This window comes from Janthinobacterium violaceinigrum (assembly GCF_009208555.1).
GTDB classification, from domain to species: Bacteria; Pseudomonadota; Gammaproteobacteria; order Burkholderiales; family Burkholderiaceae_D; genus Janthinobacterium; species Janthinobacterium violaceinigrum.
Window position 1 is genome coordinate 77,591 of record NZ_WFLI01000017.1, and the last position, 15,462, is coordinate 93,052.

The following is a 15,462-nucleotide window of genomic DNA, read 5'->3' on the forward strand; positions in this document are numbered from 1 at the left end:
GCCCAAGCCCCTTGCCCCACAGTCTGTAACATGCACTTTCAATCGATACAAGATGTTGAAATGACTTGAAACCGGCGGTTTGTAACAAATCTTGCGTTTGACATCATATTCGGGTTGATTCATACAGGACAACACGTTACCCTAATACGCGTATGGCTTATATAAAATCGCACTGAATCGCATAAAAGTTGATACAGATCGAATCACCGCGTGCGCATTGACCCGCGTGCGGGGATGCAATAAGACGAGCAGTTAGAACAGATCCATACATAACAGGTCGATTTGAGGGAAAAATGAGTTTGTTACTAACCGTGCCGCCCAACCTTGTCCAGTCCATCCGTGCCTTTCGCGTGACCGAATTACAAGACGAGGCGATCCGTCTCGGGCAGCACTTTTTATATGCGCATTGCAACGCTGGACAGACCAAACAACAAGTCATCGGCATTATTGCAGAAGCATTCCTGTTTCCGAAAAATCTGGCGAAGAATTTCGATGCGCTGCGCCTGTGCCTGACGGACACCATGTACAAGGCGGGTCCGCAAACGGGTTTCCTGGTGGTGCTCGAGCAATTGCCAAATACGCAAAAATTCGACAAGGAAGCGCGCGAAATCCTGCTCGACGTATTCCGCGACGCGGCCGACTACTGGGCCGAGAAGAAAGTCCCGTTCCGCGTCTTCTATTCGTTCGAGTAAATACTTACTCTTGCCGCGGCGCCGTCAAACCGGCCTCCCGCGCAGGTAAAAACCAGCATCGCCGGGCGGCTGCGGCGCGCCGGCGCCCATGTTGCGCCGCAACAATAATACCGGCCTTTCTAGATTCGCATCGCCATAGCGGGTACAATGCGCGCTATGAAAAATATCGTTATCCTCATTTCCGGACGCGGCAGCAACATGGAAGCGGTCGTCCGCGCGGCGCAAGCCGAGCAATGGCCAGCCCGTATTGCCGCCGTCATCAGTAACCGGGCTGACGCCCAGGGATTGATTTTTGCCGCGGAACATGGGATAGCGACGGCAGTCGTTGCCAACAAGGATTATGCCAGCCGCGAACAGTTCGATGCGGCGCTGCAAGCCGTGATCGACGGCTTCGCCCCCGACCTGGTCGTGCTGGCCGGTTTCATGCGCATCCTGACGCCGCCCTTCGTCGACCACTACGCGGGGCGCATGCTCAATATCCACCCGTCGCTGCTGCCGCTGTTCCCGGGCATGGCGACGCACCGCCAGGCGCTCGAGGCGGGCGTGACGGAACACGGCGCGACCGTGCATTTCGTGACTGCCGAGCTTGACCATGGCCCGGCCGTGGCGAGCGCGACAGTCCCCGTCTTGCCAGGCGACACAGAAGACAGCTTATCGGCGCGCGTGCTGGTACAGGAACATCTGCTTTACCCGCGCGCCATCCGCCTGTTCATTGACGATAAACTGTCAGTCGAGCATGGTCAGGTCCGCGTGGACCCTCAATAAGATATTACAGGAAGAATAACAATGAGATTGCCACCAGCGATACTTGCCAATGCTGAAGAAGTATTGCGCGAAATTTTACGTTTCACGGCCCCGGCCGACACCACCCTGTCGCGCTATTTCCGCGACCATCCGCGCCTCGGTTCGCGCGAACGCGGCGCCATCGCCGAAGGCATTTATGCCGTCCTGCGCAACAAATCGTTCTTCACGGACTTCGCCGAAGCGGGCAGTGGCCCCACCATGCGCCGCCTGACCATCCTCGGCCTGGCCGAAGCGGTGGGCGCCGACTCCCTGGGCGGCCTGACGGAAGAAGAAGTGGAATGGCTGGAACGCATCACGCAGATCGACCGCAGCCTGATGCCGGCGAACATGCGCGCCAACATGCCGACCTGGCTGTTCGACAAGCTGATCGCCCAGTTCGGCGAAGCGGAAACCATGAAGCTGGCCGATGCGCTGAACGCGCCGGCGCCGCTGGACTTGCGCGTCAATTCGCTCAAGGCCACGCGCGACGACGTGATGCTGGCCCTGGCCGAAGCGCCTATTCTCAGCACGCCGACGCCGTATGCCCCGCTGGGATTGCGCGTGATCAAGAAGCCATCGTTGCAAAACCTGCCCCTGTTCCAGAGCGGCGCCATCGAAGTGCAAGATGAAGGCAGCCAGATCCTGTCGCAGATCGTCGGCGCCAAGCGCGGCGAGATGGTCGTCGACTTCTGTGCCGGCGCGGGCGGCAAGACCCTGGCGCTGGGCGCGCTCATGCGCAACACGGGCCGTTTGTACGCGTTCGACGTGTCGGAAAAACGCTTGGCCAAGCTGAAGCCGCGCATGGCCCGCAGCGGCCTGTCGAACGTGCATCCGGTGCAGATCGCGCATGAGCGCGATGCCAAGATCAAGCGCCTTGCCGGCAAGATCGACCGCGTGCTCGTCGATGCCCCGTGCAGCGGCCTGGGCACCCTGCGCCGCAATCCGGACGTGAAATGGCGCCAGCAGCCGAACTCCATCGTGGAGCTGCAAGCCAAGCAGGCAGCCATCCTGGCCGGCGCCGCGCGCCTGGTCAAGGGCGGCGGCCGCCTGGTGTACGCCACCTGCAGCTTCCTGAACGAAGAAAACGATCAAATCGCCGAGCAATTCCTGGCCGCCAACCCCGACTTCACCCTGGTGCCGATGCACAAGGTGCTGGCCGAGCAGAAGATCGAGCTGGAAATGGGCGACTACCTGAAATTGTTGCCGCACTTGCACCAGACCGACGGCTTCTTCGCTGCCGTGTTCGAGCGCAAGGTCATGCCGAAAAAAGTCTACGCCGATGAAAAGCCGGCCGACGACGTTGACGCCGACCAAGCCGAGTAAGCCGTCACCGGCCGCCGCTGCACCTTGCAGTGGCGGCTTTCAATGCCGCCAGCCCGCCTGGCGGCATGGGCCTAGCCCCTCCGTATCACCTCCGTCCCACCTTTCGGACCGCATCCGCCATGAATGAAACCCCGCTGCTCAACCTGATCACTGATTTTGTCAATGATTTCCGTCAACCGGCCATCCTGTGGCAAGCGCTGGTCATCGTCGCCTGCCTGGCCTTGAGCTGGCTGCTGGTGCGGCAGTTGCGCGTGTTCCTGCACAAGCGGGCGGAAGCGGCCACGGTCCCGGCCACGCCGGAAACCTTGCAGCGCACGGATAGCTTTATTCGCATCCTGACGCCCGTGCTGGCGGCCATGCTGCTGGGCATTGCGCAACATTTCCTGGCCAAGTTCCAGTCCGTGAACCTGCTCAGCATTGCCATTCCCCTGTGCACGTCGATGGCGCTGGTGCGCTTCGGGTTCTATGTGCTGCGCCGCATTTTTGCCCGCCACGGCGACATCAGCCCCACCATGTTGTTGCTGGAAAAGATCTTTACCGTCGTGGTGTGGGCCGGCATGGCCCTGTATATCACGGGCCTGTGGCCGGAATTGCATGAATTCCTGGAAAGCATCGTCGTGCCGCTGGGACGCAACAAGGTGTCCGTGGCTGCCATCTTGCAAGCCGCAATTTCGGTGGCCGTGCTGCTGGTGCTGGCCATGTGGGCGGGCACCTCGCTCGACGAGCGCCTGATGAAAATGCAGGGTCTGCACACCTCCCTGCGCGTGGTGCTGTCGCGCATGGGCCGCGCCGTGCTGATCCTCGTTTCTGTGCTGGTCAGCCTGTCGCTGGTGGGCATCGACCTGACGGTGCTGTCCGTGTTTGGCGGCGCCTTCGGCGTGGCGCTGGGCTTTGGCTTGCAAAAGATCGCCGCGAACTTCGTGTCCGGTTTCATCATCCTGCTGGACCGCAGCCTGACCATCGGCGACATGATCACGGTGGGTCAATTCACGGGCAAGGTCACGCAAATCAATACGCGCTATACTGTGTTATTGGGTGGCGATGGCATTGAATCCATCGTGCCGAATGAAATGCTGATTTCTGGCGGCGTGCAGAACATGTCGCTGAGCAACCGCATGGTCTGGCTGTCGACGGCCGTGTCGGTTGGCTATGAGACGGATCTCGATGTCATCTTCCCCTTGCTGGAAGCGGCGACGGCCAAGGTGCCGCGTGTGTCGCAAAGCAATCCGCCATCGGCCACCCTCGTGCGTTTCGGCGCCGACGGCCTTGATGTGCAGATCGGCTTCTGGATCGCGGACCCGGAAAACGGCACCGGCGGCGTGAAGTCGAATGTGAACCGCGCCATCTGGCGCACCTTGCAGGAACATAAGGTCACTGTACCGTTTCCGCAACGCGAATTGCGTATTGTTGGTACGCCTCCTGCCCCGCTCGCTGGCGCGGTAGACGGTGAGTCCGCGCCCTCCGGCACCCAGCCTTAACCTCGCTGCCTGCCTCCGTTTTTGCCTGACCGCACCCATTAGGGCGTACAATCACGCCTAAAATTAACTCTGCCGGACCTCCAGAGTCACTGGAGCGACCGCGCGCTTGCCCTGTCCATTTGGAGTAGTAGTAATGACATTGAGTTCCGTTTTACACGACGTTTTGCAGTTCATGGCAACTGGCATTACCGATCTGTCCGCATGGCAAGTTTTCCTCTACACCATGGTGGTCACGCATATCACGATCGCCAGCGTCACGATTTACCTGCACCGCCACCAGGCCCACCGGGCACTGGAATTGCATGCGATTCCCAGCCATTTCTTCCGTTTCTGGCTGTGGCTGACGACGGGCCAGGTCACCAAGGAGTGGGCAGCCATCCACCGCAAGCACCACGCCAAGTGCGATACGGAAGAAGATCCGCACAGCCCCGTGACGCGCGGCATCAAGAAAGTGTTCTGGGAAGGCGCCGAGCTGTACCGCGCTGAATCGAAGAACATGGAAACCATGGCCAAGTACGGCCACGGCACGCCGACGGACTGGATCGAGCGCAACCTGTACACCAAATACAGCTGGCTGGGTGTGGTGTCGCTGTTCGTCATCAATTTCATCCTGTTCGGCGTGATCGGCATTTCCGTGTGGGCCGTGCAAATGATGTGGATTCCGATCACGGCAGCCGGCATCATCAACGGCATCGGCCACTACTGGGGCTACCGCAACTATGACTGCGCGGACGCGGCCACCAACATCATTCCCTTCGGCATACTGATCGGCGGTGAAGAGTTGCACAATAATCACCACACGTATGCGACGTCGGCCAAGCTGTCGTCGAAATGGTATGAAATCGATATTGGCTGGGCGTATATCCGCGCGCTGGAAATGCTGGGCCTGGCCAAGGTGAAGAAGCTGGCGCCGGCGCCGAAGTTCTCGCACGGCAAGCTGGAAGCGGACTTCGAGACTTTGCAATCGGTCATCGCCAACCGCTACGACGTGATGGCCAAGTATGCGAAATCGATCAAGCATGCCTGGAAGGAAGAGCTGGAGCACCTGAAGCACAAGGCCGAGCTGGAAAAACGCTTCCTGAAATCGTCGCGCAAGCTGATGCAGCGCGAGCCGGGCAAGCTGGCCGATGCGCATCACGAGCAGCTGTCGGAATTGTTCCAGCACAGTAAGGCGCTGGAAACCATGCACCACATGCGCGTGGAACTGGGCGCCATCTGGGAGCGTTCCCACTTTACGCGCGAGCAATTGCTGCACAAGCTGCAAGACTGGTGCACGCGCGCCGAAGCGTCGGGCATCAAGTCGCTGCAAGACTTTTCACTGCGCTTACGCAGCTATGCTTGATCGCGTGTTGATTTGAAACAGTGGCTCCGCTTGCGGGGCCATTTTTTTTGCCCTGGCTGGTTTGCTAAGATAGTAATTGTATGAAATACTTTCCTTGTAAATTAATCAAAATAGGAAAGTTTGCATGTTAATGTTGATGCGAAATGCAGTAATGGGATGTGTCGTTCTGGCGGCGCTCGCCGCATGTGGCGGCGGTTCCTCTTCGCCAGAGCCGATGAATCCCAATCCTGGCAATCCGAATCCCCCTCCCGTTGGGAAAAGCAGTCTCACGCTCAGCGGTACGGCGGCAACCGGTCTGGCGATCGTCGATGCATCGATTCAGGCGAAATGCCAGGCGGGCAGTGCGCAAGTGCTGAGCGGTCCCGATGGCACTTATAAAATGGAGATTGTCGAAGGAAAATTTCCTTGCGTTTTACAATTGACGACACCCGTCACTGGCGTCAGGCTGCATTCCGTCGTCGTAGGGACGGGCAATGCGGCAACGGTCCATATCACGCCACTGACCGACATGCTCACCGCACGGTTGTTTGGCCGCGATGTGGCTGGTTTGTTCCCGAACGTTGATGCGGCCTCGCTGGTCAATACGATCAATGCAGCCAATGTGCTTGCCGTACAGGCAGATGTGACCGCGCTACTGCAAGACCGGTTCAATATCAGCTTCTTGCAGGATTTTATAGGCGCGCCATTGAGGGCGGCCACCGCAGCCGACAAGGCAGGAGGGGATGCGCACGACAAGTTGCTCGATAAGGTCAGCGCTTATTTTAATCCCGTTCAGCTTGGACTGATTAACAAGGCGCTGGCATCGACTCAAACCGTTGCTGATATAAAAAAGCTGCTCGTTGAACTCAAGGCCGCACCCGTCGCCAATGCTGGCCTGCCGCAGGCGGTCGCAACGGGGGCGACAGTATTGCTCGATGCCAGTGCCAGCCAGGCCGCACCCGGTGTCGTGCCGAATTTTCGCTGGAAAATTATTGGCAAGCCGGCCACAAGTGTGGCGGAGTTGAGCTTGGCGAATACGGCGAAGCCAAGCTTTGTCGCGGATAAGCCCGGAAGCTACATGTTCAGTGTTATGGTCGATTATCCCGGCGAGCGTTATGCCAGCAGTGCCGTTGTTGAGGTAACGGCGCAGCTGGATGCGCCTTACCAGACCACGCCAGCCGTCAGCGGCGCGCCGAATGGTGGCGTGTATGGAGAATACTGGAAGCTGGAATTTAGCGGGACGAATGCCGGTTTTTGCGATGTCCTGTTTGTGTCTCCCTCTGGCGGCAGCTATACGCCGGGTATGTGTATTTCCAACGGCAAACTGTTGGGCGACTTTGCACTGCGCGGCGACGTGGAAAAAACTGGAAGCGTTACGCTGAATATGCAGGTCAATCCGCATCTCCCCGAAAGTACGCAAACTGCCGCCATCTTTCGTGGCGTATTCAGGCAGGACGGGACCGGAGCGGGAACCTGGGGCATTCCAAACAGCGCTGCAAACGGTGCCTGGACCGCAACGCGCTATATTGGCCGGCAGACCTATCGCAGCGTGACACTGGCAAATCCCGATGCGGGCTCATTCGCCTCCGGAGCCGATGGCGCGGCAGGTGTCTGGCGGCGCCCATCGACGAAAAACTATCCCGAATTCGCATTGATATTGCCCAATGGTGAAACGGCCTGGCAAACCGGCTCGCCATTTTCAAGCGGGATGGTGCATGTATTTGGCGAGTTCCTCAGCGACGGTGCTACGTGGCAGCTTGGTAATAAGAGCACGGTTCATACCTCCACGTTGATCGAGGGCGTTCAGGCATCTGGCAGCATCGTGCCGAAAACGCGCATTGTGGGCACCATGTCTGCCGCTGCTGGCAAGACGGTGACCTTGTCCTTTGATTCTTATAGTATCGAGAATGCGCTGGCGTTGAGCCTGGCCGATATCAGCGGCACCTACGTTGCTGGCGGCGCCAGTTACATTGCGCCAGACGGCAGCATCAGCGGTACGACAGAGGCTGGCTGCCGGATCCAGGGGCGTATTGCCCCCGTTTCTCCCGATTCGAAGGCCAACCTGTTCCGCCTGAAGCTGACATTCTATGGCCCTGCGTCCAACCCGGCAGCGTGCTACGAAACGCAAATGGGGCCGGACTATGATGGTTATGCATTCATGACGGTATCGGAGGGCGAGCGCTATTTCTATACCTTGTTAAGGTCAAGCGGTGTACCTGTCGGCTATGCCACGCCAGCCAGTTTCTATCCACGCTATATTCTGGGCACGAAGATTCGCTAGCATCGGACTGCGGGGGGGCGTACAGCGTATGTCCCCGCTTCGATGCGCGGTAGCTGCAGCCTGAGCGATTGGGCAATAAAAAAAACCGCTCATCGGAGCGGCTCTTTTTGCAGAACACAATATCAATTACTTGATCTTGGTTTCTTTGTACGTTACGTGCTTGCGTGCTTTAGGATCAAATTTCATGATCTCCATTTTCGCAGGCGTCGTACGCTTGTTTTTGGTGGTCGTGTAGAAGTGACCCGTACCGGCGGTCGATTCTAACTTGATTTTGTCGCGGCCTGATTTTGCCATGATAGCTCCCTTATTCTGCTAATTAGACTTTTTCGCCACGAGCGCGCATATCGACCAATACGGCGTCGATGCCGACTTTATCGATGACGCGCAGACCGGCGTTGGACAAACGCAGGGAGACCCAGCGGTTTTCAGATTCAACAAAAATACGACGATTCTGCAAGTTAGGCAAAAAACGACGTTTGGTTTTGTTGTTTGCATGGGAAACATTGTTGCCGACCATCGGCTTCTTCCCAGTGACTTGGCAAACACGTGCCATGGCGCACTCCTTAAAGATATTCCAAATTGGAAAAACGAGAGTATATCCAAAATAAGCCGATTTATCAATGACTTGCGAAAAACAATTGTGTCATGTTGTTGTGAATTTATTTAACAATTTCGGGTTTGCCCATTCCTCATAGGGAAAACGCTGGTAAACAGACTTGTTTACTGCTAGATAAGTGTCCCGCCAGCGTCACGTATGTCCTTGTTTACACATGGTTAACTGTCGCCGGGCCGGGGCTGGCCTAGATCTGGCCATGTTCCGCAAACGAGTGCACTTGCCGGCCGGCCACGACGAAATGGTCGAGGATGCGCACGTCCACCAGCGACAGGGCTTGCACCAGCGCGCGCGTCAGCAGCAAGTCCGATTCGCTGGGCTCGGGCGTGCCGGACGGGTGGTTGTGGGCCAGCATGACGCTGGCTGCATTGTGCAGCAGCGCCTGCTTGACCACTTCGCGCGGATACACGCTCGTGTGGGTGAGGGTGCCGCGAAACATTTCCCGGGTCGTGATCAAGCGGTTCTTGACGTCTAAAAACAACACGTGGAACGCTTCATGCGCGAGGTTGCCCAGGGTCAGGCGCAAATAATCTTTGACGGCGTGCGGCGAATTGAGGGCCTGGCCCGTCTGCAAGTCCTCGATGATGGCGCGCCGCGCCAGTTCCAGCACAGCTTGCAGCTGGGCAAACTTGGCGCTGCCCATGCCGTGTACGGCTGAAAAGCTCACGAGGCTGGCGCCGAACAGGCCCCGCAAGGAGCCGAAGTGCTCGACCGTGTCGCGCGCCAGCTCCACGGCGCTCTTGCCGCGCACGCCCGTGCGCAGGAAGACGGCCAGCAATTCCGCGTCCGACAGCGAGTGCGCGCCATCCTCGATCAGGCGTTCGCGCGGCCGTTCGCCGGCCGGCCAATCCTTGATGCCCATGCTGCCTCCCGTTCGCGCCCGGCTGGTCGTGGCGCCTGCCGACGATTGTCGCGCCTTCCCCGGGCGGCCATGCTGCGCTAGCTCGTCTTCACTGTAAATCGTAGTAAAAAAACAAAAGCCAAGATGCCCGGCCCGCGCATTTTCAGACGCTATCATTTGCCTGTCGTTGCACTTCATGCAAGTTGCAGCGGCGGGGAGTCAGGGCCCTGAACTCAATGTCTTCCACTTGTCTTACAGGAGTCGTCATGCCTTATATCAAAGTTATCAATGGAGTCATGCAAGAGTTCAACGCCGCCGGCGTCAACACGGGCAAGGTCAGCGGCATCGGCCTCAATGCGCACGCGTATCTGGAACACCGTAACTGGAGCGTTACCGCACCGCTGACGCCGGACGTGAACAATCCCGATTACAGCACCGATTTTCCGTATCTTGCGGCCAACGGCTTCAAGTACCTCCAGGTGATGCTGGCGCCTTTCAACGGCAAGGATGGCGGTTGGAACTGGGGCGAGGTCGTTGGCAAGCCCGATTTCGCAAGCGACAACACCCTGACCGCACTCAATATCAAGCCCGAATACTGGGCCGCGATCCAGGCGCTGCTCGATTGCGCGCTGGCCAATGGCATCGGCATCATCGCCTGCCCATTCTGGAATCCCTACGCCGTGCCGCAACTGGTGGGCGAGGCGGGCCCTGCGGGCGCTACAAAAGACGAGCAGGCCGTCGCCGCGCGCGTTGCACTGGCCAATCCGCAGTCGAGAACACGCCGCTACATGCGTGCCTTTGCGCAGGCTTTTGCGCAGCACTACAGCAACCACGCCGGCATCGCCGCCTGGATGGCAGCGCAGGAACTGAAGGGCGTGACGAAGATGAGCTTGAGCGTTTGCCGGGAAATCATCCAGGAGACGGCGCAATTGCTGCGTGATAACGATGGCCTGGCACGCATGATTTCTTCCGGTAACGCGGGCATTGCCCATACTTCGCCCCGGCAAGGCTCGTTGCAGCAATACGTCACGGAAACCCTGCCATTGATGAATCCGGACCCGGTCGACTGCCTTTGTGAAAACCTGTTCCCAGGTAATGAATACGTGAGCAGCGCCCTGGACAACGGCGCGGATCTGCCGGCCGACTTCGTCTCGTCTTCGCTCGCTTACCTGCAAGTGATGCAGCGCGCGGCCAAGGCCTTGGGCAAGCCGTATTACCTTGGCAGCTTTTGCCTGTCGGAAAAGCAGGAGCAGGCGTTGCAAGATACCGAACGGCAAGACAACTTGCACGCCTTGCTGAGCGCCATACGCCGTACGGGCGTGCAACTGGCATGCTATTGGGACTGGAACGGCGGCAAGTCCATGCAGGACGACGGTCTGAACCTGGTGGAGACACCGGCCTACAGCAACGGACGCAAGGCCGTCTGGGACGCCTTGCGCGGCGACGACGCCGTCCGACAGGCGCCGCCCACGCCTTGCTTCGGCGTCAAGAAAACCGTGCAGTTCCAGCCTGGCCTCCTGCTCACCGTGCCGTCATCCGTGCGTTACGAGAGCGCCGATTTTTCGCTGTCGTATTGCATCCGGCAGCAGGCATTTTCCACGATGGTGGGCCGGGGCGGGGCGTTTGTCGCGCGCCAGGCGAACCTGAAAGGATGGACGCTGCTGACGCAGGATATCCAGACGTTCCTGTTCCTGCGCGACAGTGCCGGCGCGGGCTTCAATAACAATGGTCACGGCGTGAACGTGGATAGCGCCAACCGCTGGTTTCGCTGCACCTACACCGTCAAGCATGATGGTTCCATCAGCCTGTACGTCGACGATTTCCTGATGTCGCAGGGTAACAAGATGGTGACGCCATTCGTGCAGGCCATCGGCGCGCCCCTGGTGATCGGCCGCACCGTAGATGCGCTGGAGCAGGGTGCGCCCGCCTGGCAGTTGTCGGACGTCATCCTCTACGACCGCGTGCTGACGCCCAAGGAAGTGTATGACTATGGCCAGTACGGCATCGTGCACCGGCCCGTGGGGCGCTGGAAGCTCGACGGCAACCTGGAAGACAGCTCCGGCTTCGGCAATCATGCCAGCACGGCGGGCGGGTTGACGTACGTCAACGTCTGATTCGCTGATCCGTCGCCGGATGTGTTGCGCGGCCATGTTTTTTGACAAAAGCATGGCCGCGCCGAGATGGCATGGGGCGCGCTGGCTCAGGGTGGCTTACAATATCGTTTTGCACCAGTTACTTGAAAACTACTATGTCCAACGAGCAACCAGCAGTCGTCACCGAAGCGGCTTACCTCACCCTGCATTATCGTCTTGCCACTGTTGACGGTACTGACATTGTCACGACCTTCAGCGGCAATCCCGCGACCTTGATGCTGGGACAGGGCCAGCTGGCGCCGTTCCTCGAGCAGCGCTTGCTGGGCTTGCCTGAGGGCACGCACCAGACGTTCGAGCTGGCTGCCGGCGAAGGCTTCGGCGAACGCAATCCCGAGCTGGTGCAGTCCGTCTCGCGCGCCACGCTGGACGAGAATTCCGTGCCGGGCGCCGACTACAAGATCGGCGACCTGGTCGACTTCGCCGCGCCGGGCGGCGGCCGCTTTGCCGGCGTGCTGCGCGAAATGCGCGAGGACTCGGCCCTGTTCGACTTCAACCATCCGCTGGCCGGCCAGCCGCTGTGCTTTGAAGTCAAGCTCATTTCGGTGCTGTGAAGGAATAGCGATGGATAAAGAACTGTTACTGGCCCAGCCCCGCGGTTTCTGCGCTGGCGTCGACCGGGCGATCGAGATCGTCGAGCGCGCCTTGCAGCAATTTGGCGCACCGATCTACGTGCGCCATGAAATCGTCCACAACGCCTATGTGGTGGCCGACTTGCGCAACAAGGGCGCCATCTTCATCGACGACCTCGATGATGTGCCTGCTGGCAATACGCTCGTGTTTTCCGCCCATGGCGTGTCGAAAGCCGTGCGCGCCGAGGCGGAATCGCGCGGCCTGAGCATTTTTGATGCCACGTGCCCGCTCGTCACCAAGGTGCACATGGAAGTGGGCAAGATGCGCCGCGAAGGCCGCGAGATCATCATGATCGGCCACGATGGCCATCCCGAGGTGGAAGGCACGATGGGCCAGGCCGACATGGGCATGCATCTGGTGGAAACGCTCGATGATGTGGCGAAATTGCAGGTTGCCAATCCGGACAGCGTGGCCTATGTTTCGCAAACAACGTTGTCAGTTGACGACACTCGCGACATTATCGAGGCCCTGAAGCAGAAATATCCGAATATCGCCGAGCCGAAAAAAGGCGACATCTGCTACGCCACCACCAACCGCCAGGAAGCCGTGAAATTCATGGCGCCGCTGGTGGAAGTGGTGATCGTCGTGGGTAGCCCGAACAGCTCGAATTCGAACCGCCTGCGCGAAGTGGCCGACAAGATGGGGACGCCTGCCTACATGGTCGACAATGCCTCGCAAATCGACCCCGCCTGGCTGGAAGGCAAGCTGCGCGTGGGTGTGACGGCCGGCGCCTCGGCGCCCGAGGTGCTGGTGCAAGCCGTCATCGACCGCTTGAAAGAGTGCGGCGTGAAGAGCGTGCGCCCGCTCGACGGTGTGCAGGAAGCCGTCACTTTCCCGATGCCGAAAGGCCTCGATGGCATCAAGCGCGACGTCGCCTGAGTCTGCATGGCTGCTGAGTATCGATGAAATAGTTACCTCAAAACCGAATTTAATTCGGAAATGATCGATTTATTCCAAGCTTAGTTTTTGCAAAAGATCGTTATGATTGCCTCAAGCTTGAATATGTTGTCGTTATGACTAAGCAAGGGTGCGCCCGTTTTTAGTGCGTGCACCATGCTGGTGAGAACGGTCCAGGGATGGCACTGCAGGAATTCTTCCTCCGGTGCCGTTTTTGTATCAGCGACCCATGTTCTGGTGGAAGTTGTTCCCGAAAAATGCATATTTGATAGGGCAATCATGGATACATTCATCCAGCAGATCATTAACGGCTTGGTGCTGGGCAGCATGTATGCCTTAGTCGCCCTCGGTTACACGATGGTGTATGGCGTCTTGAATCTGATCAACTTCGCCCACGGCGACGTACTCATGATCGGCGCCATGGTGGGCTTGACCATCCTCAAGCTGCTGGGCATTTATGTACCGGACTGGCCCGGCTACCTGAAACTGGCCACCGCCATCCTCGGCGCCATTCCCATCTGTATTCTGGTCAACATCATCATCGAGCGGGTCGCCTACCGCCGCCTGCGCAACGCCCCCCGCCTCGCCCCCCTGATTACCGCCATCGGCGTCTCCATCCTGCTGCAAACCTTTGCCATGATGATCTGGACGCGCAATCCCTTGCCCTTCCCGCAATTGCTGTCGACCGACCCCATCAACATAGGGGGCGCCGTGATTTCGCAAACGCAAGTGCTGCTGCTGGCCCTGGCCGCCCTGTCGATGGGGGGATTGGTGTTGCTGGTGGAAAAAACGAAAATGGGCCGCGCCATGCGCGCCACGGCGGAAAACCCCCGCGTGGCGGGCCTTATGGGCGTCGATTCCGACAAGGTCATCGTCGCCACCTTTGCCATCGGCGCCGCGCTGGCGGCGGTGGCGGGTGTGATGTGGGGCGCCAACTATGCATCCATCCAGTTTTCCATGGGGGCCATCCCCGGCTTGAAGGCATTTTGCGCGGCCGTGCTGGGTGGCATCGGCAATATCTATGGCGCCATGCTGGGCGGTATCTTGCTGGGCATTATCGAGAGCCTGGGCGCCGGCTATATCGGCGACATCACGGGCGGTTTCCTGGGCAGCCACTACCAGGATATCTTTGCCTTCGTCGTGCTGATCATCGTGCTGACCCTGCGCCCGTCCGGCATCATGGGCGAACGCGTAGCCGACCGTGCCTGATGTGAAACTGGGAGATTAAATCATGGCATTACTCGATTTCGATGCAAAAAAGAATCCCGCCAAGGCCTACGCCGGCATGCTGGGCCTGGCCGCGCTGCTGATGGTGTTCCCGTTTTTTGCCGCCCAGTTCGGCAACTCGTGGGTACGCATCATCGACATGGCCTTGCTGTACATCATGCTGGCCCTGGGCTTGAACATCGTCGTCGGCTTTGCCGGCCTGCTCGACCTGGGCTACATCGCCTTCTATGCCGTGGGCGCCTACCTGACGGCCTTGCTGGCGTCGCCCCAGTTCGCCATCCTGCTTGAATCGGTGGTGAATCAATACCCGGTGCTGGGCGAAACCCTGGTGCAACTGATGGGGCCGGAAATCCGCGAAAACGGCATCCATTTGTCGATCTGGCTCATCGTGCCGCTGGCCGCGGCCGTCGCGGGCCTGTTTGGCGCCCTGCTGGGCGCGCCCACCTTGAAACTGCGCGGCGACTACCTGGCCATCGTGACCTTGGGCTTTGGCGAGATCATCCGCATCTTCATGAACAATTTGAACGACCCGATCAATTTCACGAATGGTCCGCAAGGCATCAATTTGATCGACCCCATCCGCATCTTCGGCGTCAACCTCGCGGGCGAGGCGGGCACCAACAGCACCGTCGTGGTGGGCGGCTTTTCCATGCCGTCCGTGAACGCCTATTACTTTTTGTTCCTGTTCCTGTGCATCGCCGTCGTGTTCGTCACCAAGCGGCTCCAGCATTCGCGCCTGGGCCGCGCCTGGGTGGCCATCCGCGAAGACGAGATCGCCGCCAAGGCCATGGGCATCAACACGCGCAACGTCAAACTGCTGGCCTTTTCCATGGGCGCCTCGTTCGGCGGCGTGGCTGGCGCCATGTTTGCCTCGTTCCAGGGCTTTGTTTCGCCGGAATCGTTCTCGCTGACGGAATCGATCGCCGTGCTGGCCATGGTGGTGCTGGGCGGCATCGGCCATATCCCTGGCGTGATCCTCGGCGGCGTCATCCTTGCCTCGATACCGGAAGTGCTGCGCCATGTGGTGGAACCGGCCCAGCAGGCGCTGTTCGGCCATGTGGTGATCGAGGCGGAAGTGCTGCGCCAGCTGCTGTACGGCCTGGCGATGGTGTTGATCATGCTCAACCGTCCTGCCGGCTTGTGGCCATCGCCGAAGCACGAGGACCGGCCCGACCACGACGTCGACCAGCCGAACAAGTCAACCGGCGTCGTGTCCGCTTAAG

General features: G+C 59.2%; 14 protein-coding genes. 11 read left to right on the forward strand and 3 right to left on the reverse strand.

Going from position 1 to position 15,462, the window contains the following annotated elements:
• The first annotated feature begins 293 nt into the window (after positions 1–293).
• From GCN75_RS15815 to GCN75_RS15840, 6 genes are all read left to right on the forward strand, one after another.
• Positions 294–692 carry a barstar family protein gene (locus GCN75_RS15815; RefSeq protein ID WP_071322292.1) on the forward strand — a complete coding sequence of 133 codons (399 nt, stop codon included), beginning with the start codon at positions 294–296 and terminating at the stop codon, positions 690–692.
• Between the two features lie 156 nt (positions 693–848).
• On the forward strand, positions 849–1,457 hold the full coding sequence (gene purN / locus GCN75_RS15820) for a phosphoribosylglycinamide formyltransferase (RefSeq protein WP_152283332.1): 609 nt from the start codon (positions 849–851) through the stop codon (positions 1,455–1,457).
• A gap of 21 nt (positions 1,458–1,478) precedes the next feature.
• Positions 1,479–2,798: an RsmB/NOP family class I SAM-dependent RNA methyltransferase gene (locus tag GCN75_RS15825; protein ID WP_152283333.1), complete on the forward strand. Its 1,320-nt coding sequence runs from the start codon at positions 1,479–1,481 to the stop codon at positions 2,796–2,798.
• Between the two features lie 119 nt (positions 2,799–2,917).
• Positions 2,918–4,276 carry a mechanosensitive ion channel family protein gene (locus tag GCN75_RS15830; RefSeq protein WP_152283334.1) on the forward strand — a complete coding sequence of 453 codons (1,359 nt, stop codon included), beginning with the start codon at positions 2,918–2,920 and terminating at the stop codon, positions 4,274–4,276.
• 172 nt (positions 4,277–4,448) lie between these two features.
• On the forward strand, positions 4,449–5,618 hold the full coding sequence (locus GCN75_RS15835; protein ID WP_405002819.1) for a DesA family fatty acid desaturase: 1,170 nt from the start codon (positions 4,449–4,451) through the stop codon (positions 5,616–5,618).
• A gap of 124 nt (positions 5,619–5,742) precedes the next feature.
• Positions 5,743–7,878, forward strand: a complete 2,136-nt coding sequence (locus GCN75_RS15840) for a PKD domain-containing protein (RefSeq protein WP_152283336.1) — start codon at positions 5,743–5,745, stop codon at positions 7,876–7,878.
• Positions 7,879–8,004: 126 nt separating this feature from the next.
• Here the strand turns inward: GCN75_RS15840 and rpmG are convergent, their stop codons facing one another.
• The 3 genes from rpmG to radC form a co-directional block, all read right to left on the reverse strand.
• On the reverse strand, positions 8,005–8,172 hold the full coding sequence (rpmG, locus tag GCN75_RS15845; RefSeq protein WP_010400929.1) for a 50S ribosomal protein L33: 168 nt from the start codon (positions 8,170–8,172) through the stop codon (positions 8,005–8,007).
• A gap of 22 nt (positions 8,173–8,194) precedes the next feature.
• On the reverse strand, positions 8,195–8,431 hold the full coding sequence (gene rpmB, locus GCN75_RS15850) for a 50S ribosomal protein L28 (RefSeq protein ID WP_010400928.1): 237 nt from the start codon (positions 8,429–8,431) through the stop codon (positions 8,195–8,197).
• Between the two features lie 247 nt (positions 8,432–8,678).
• Positions 8,679–9,353 (reverse strand): RadC family protein, encoded by a 675-nt coding sequence (radC, locus tag GCN75_RS15855; RefSeq protein WP_152283337.1) that lies wholly within the window; start codon positions 9,351–9,353, stop codon positions 8,679–8,681.
• Between the two features lie 245 nt (positions 9,354–9,598).
• On the opposite strand from radC, the gene GCN75_RS15860 reads away from it, so the two are divergent.
• The 5 genes from GCN75_RS15860 (at position 9,599) to GCN75_RS15880 (ending at position 15,461) form a co-directional block, all read left to right on the forward strand.
• Positions 9,599–11,446 (forward strand): LamG-like jellyroll fold domain-containing protein, encoded by a 1,848-nt coding sequence (locus GCN75_RS15860; RefSeq protein WP_193317531.1) that lies wholly within the window; start codon positions 9,599–9,601, stop codon positions 11,444–11,446.
• Between the two features lie 134 nt (positions 11,447–11,580).
• On the forward strand, positions 11,581–12,036 hold the full coding sequence (locus GCN75_RS15865; RefSeq protein WP_152283339.1) for an FKBP-type peptidyl-prolyl cis-trans isomerase: 456 nt from the start codon (positions 11,581–11,583) through the stop codon (positions 12,034–12,036).
• Between the two features lie 10 nt (positions 12,037–12,046).
• Positions 12,047–12,994 (forward strand): 4-hydroxy-3-methylbut-2-enyl diphosphate reductase, encoded by a 948-nt coding sequence (gene ispH / locus GCN75_RS15870; RefSeq protein ID WP_152257499.1) that lies wholly within the window; start codon positions 12,047–12,049, stop codon positions 12,992–12,994.
• A gap of 297 nt (positions 12,995–13,291) precedes the next feature.
• Positions 13,292–14,221, forward strand: a complete 930-nt coding sequence (locus GCN75_RS15875; RefSeq protein WP_034785168.1) for a branched-chain amino acid ABC transporter permease — start codon at positions 13,292–13,294, stop codon at positions 14,219–14,221.
• A gap of 22 nt (positions 14,222–14,243) precedes the next feature.
• A complete protein-coding gene (locus tag GCN75_RS15880; RefSeq protein WP_152283340.1) occupies positions 14,244–15,461 on the forward strand; it encodes an ABC transporter permease subunit in 1,218 nt (405 codons plus the stop codon).
• Position 15,462 lies beyond the last annotated feature (1 nt).

Coding starts and splice junctions, on each gene's coding strand:
- GCN75_RS15815 (WP_071322292.1), top strand. CDS start 294: ATGAGTTTGTTACTAACCGTGCCGCCCAACCTTGTCCAGTCCATCCGT.
- purN (WP_152283332.1), top strand. CDS start 849: ATGAAAAATATCGTTATCCTCATTTCCGGACGCGGCAGCAACATGGAA.
- GCN75_RS15825 (WP_152283333.1), top strand. CDS start 1,479: ATGAGATTGCCACCAGCGATACTTGCCAATGCTGAAGAAGTATTGCGC.
- GCN75_RS15830 (WP_152283334.1), top strand. CDS start 2,918: ATGAATGAAACCCCGCTGCTCAACCTGATCACTGATTTTGTCAATGAT.
- GCN75_RS15835 (WP_405002819.1), top strand. CDS start 4,449: ATGGCAACTGGCATTACCGATCTGTCCGCATGGCAAGTTTTCCTCTAC.
- GCN75_RS15840 (WP_152283336.1), top strand. CDS start 5,743: ATGTTAATGTTGATGCGAAATGCAGTAATGGGATGTGTCGTTCTGGCG.
- rpmG (WP_010400929.1), bottom strand. CDS start 8,172: ATGGCAAAATCAGGCCGCGACAAAATCAAGTTAGAATCGACCGCCGGT.
- rpmB (WP_010400928.1), bottom strand. CDS start 8,431: ATGGCACGTGTTTGCCAAGTCACTGGGAAGAAGCCGATGGTCGGCAAC.
- radC (WP_152283337.1), bottom strand. CDS start 9,353: ATGGGCATCAAGGATTGGCCGGCCGGCGAACGGCCGCGCGAACGCCTG.
- GCN75_RS15860 (WP_193317531.1), top strand. CDS start 9,599: ATGCCTTATATCAAAGTTATCAATGGAGTCATGCAAGAGTTCAACGCC.
- GCN75_RS15865 (WP_152283339.1), top strand. CDS start 11,581: ATGTCCAACGAGCAACCAGCAGTCGTCACCGAAGCGGCTTACCTCACC.
- ispH (WP_152257499.1), top strand. CDS start 12,047: ATGGATAAAGAACTGTTACTGGCCCAGCCCCGCGGTTTCTGCGCTGGC.
- GCN75_RS15875 (WP_034785168.1), top strand. CDS start 13,292: ATGGATACATTCATCCAGCAGATCATTAACGGCTTGGTGCTGGGCAGC.
- GCN75_RS15880 (WP_152283340.1), top strand. CDS start 14,244: ATGGCATTACTCGATTTCGATGCAAAAAAGAATCCCGCCAAGGCCTAC.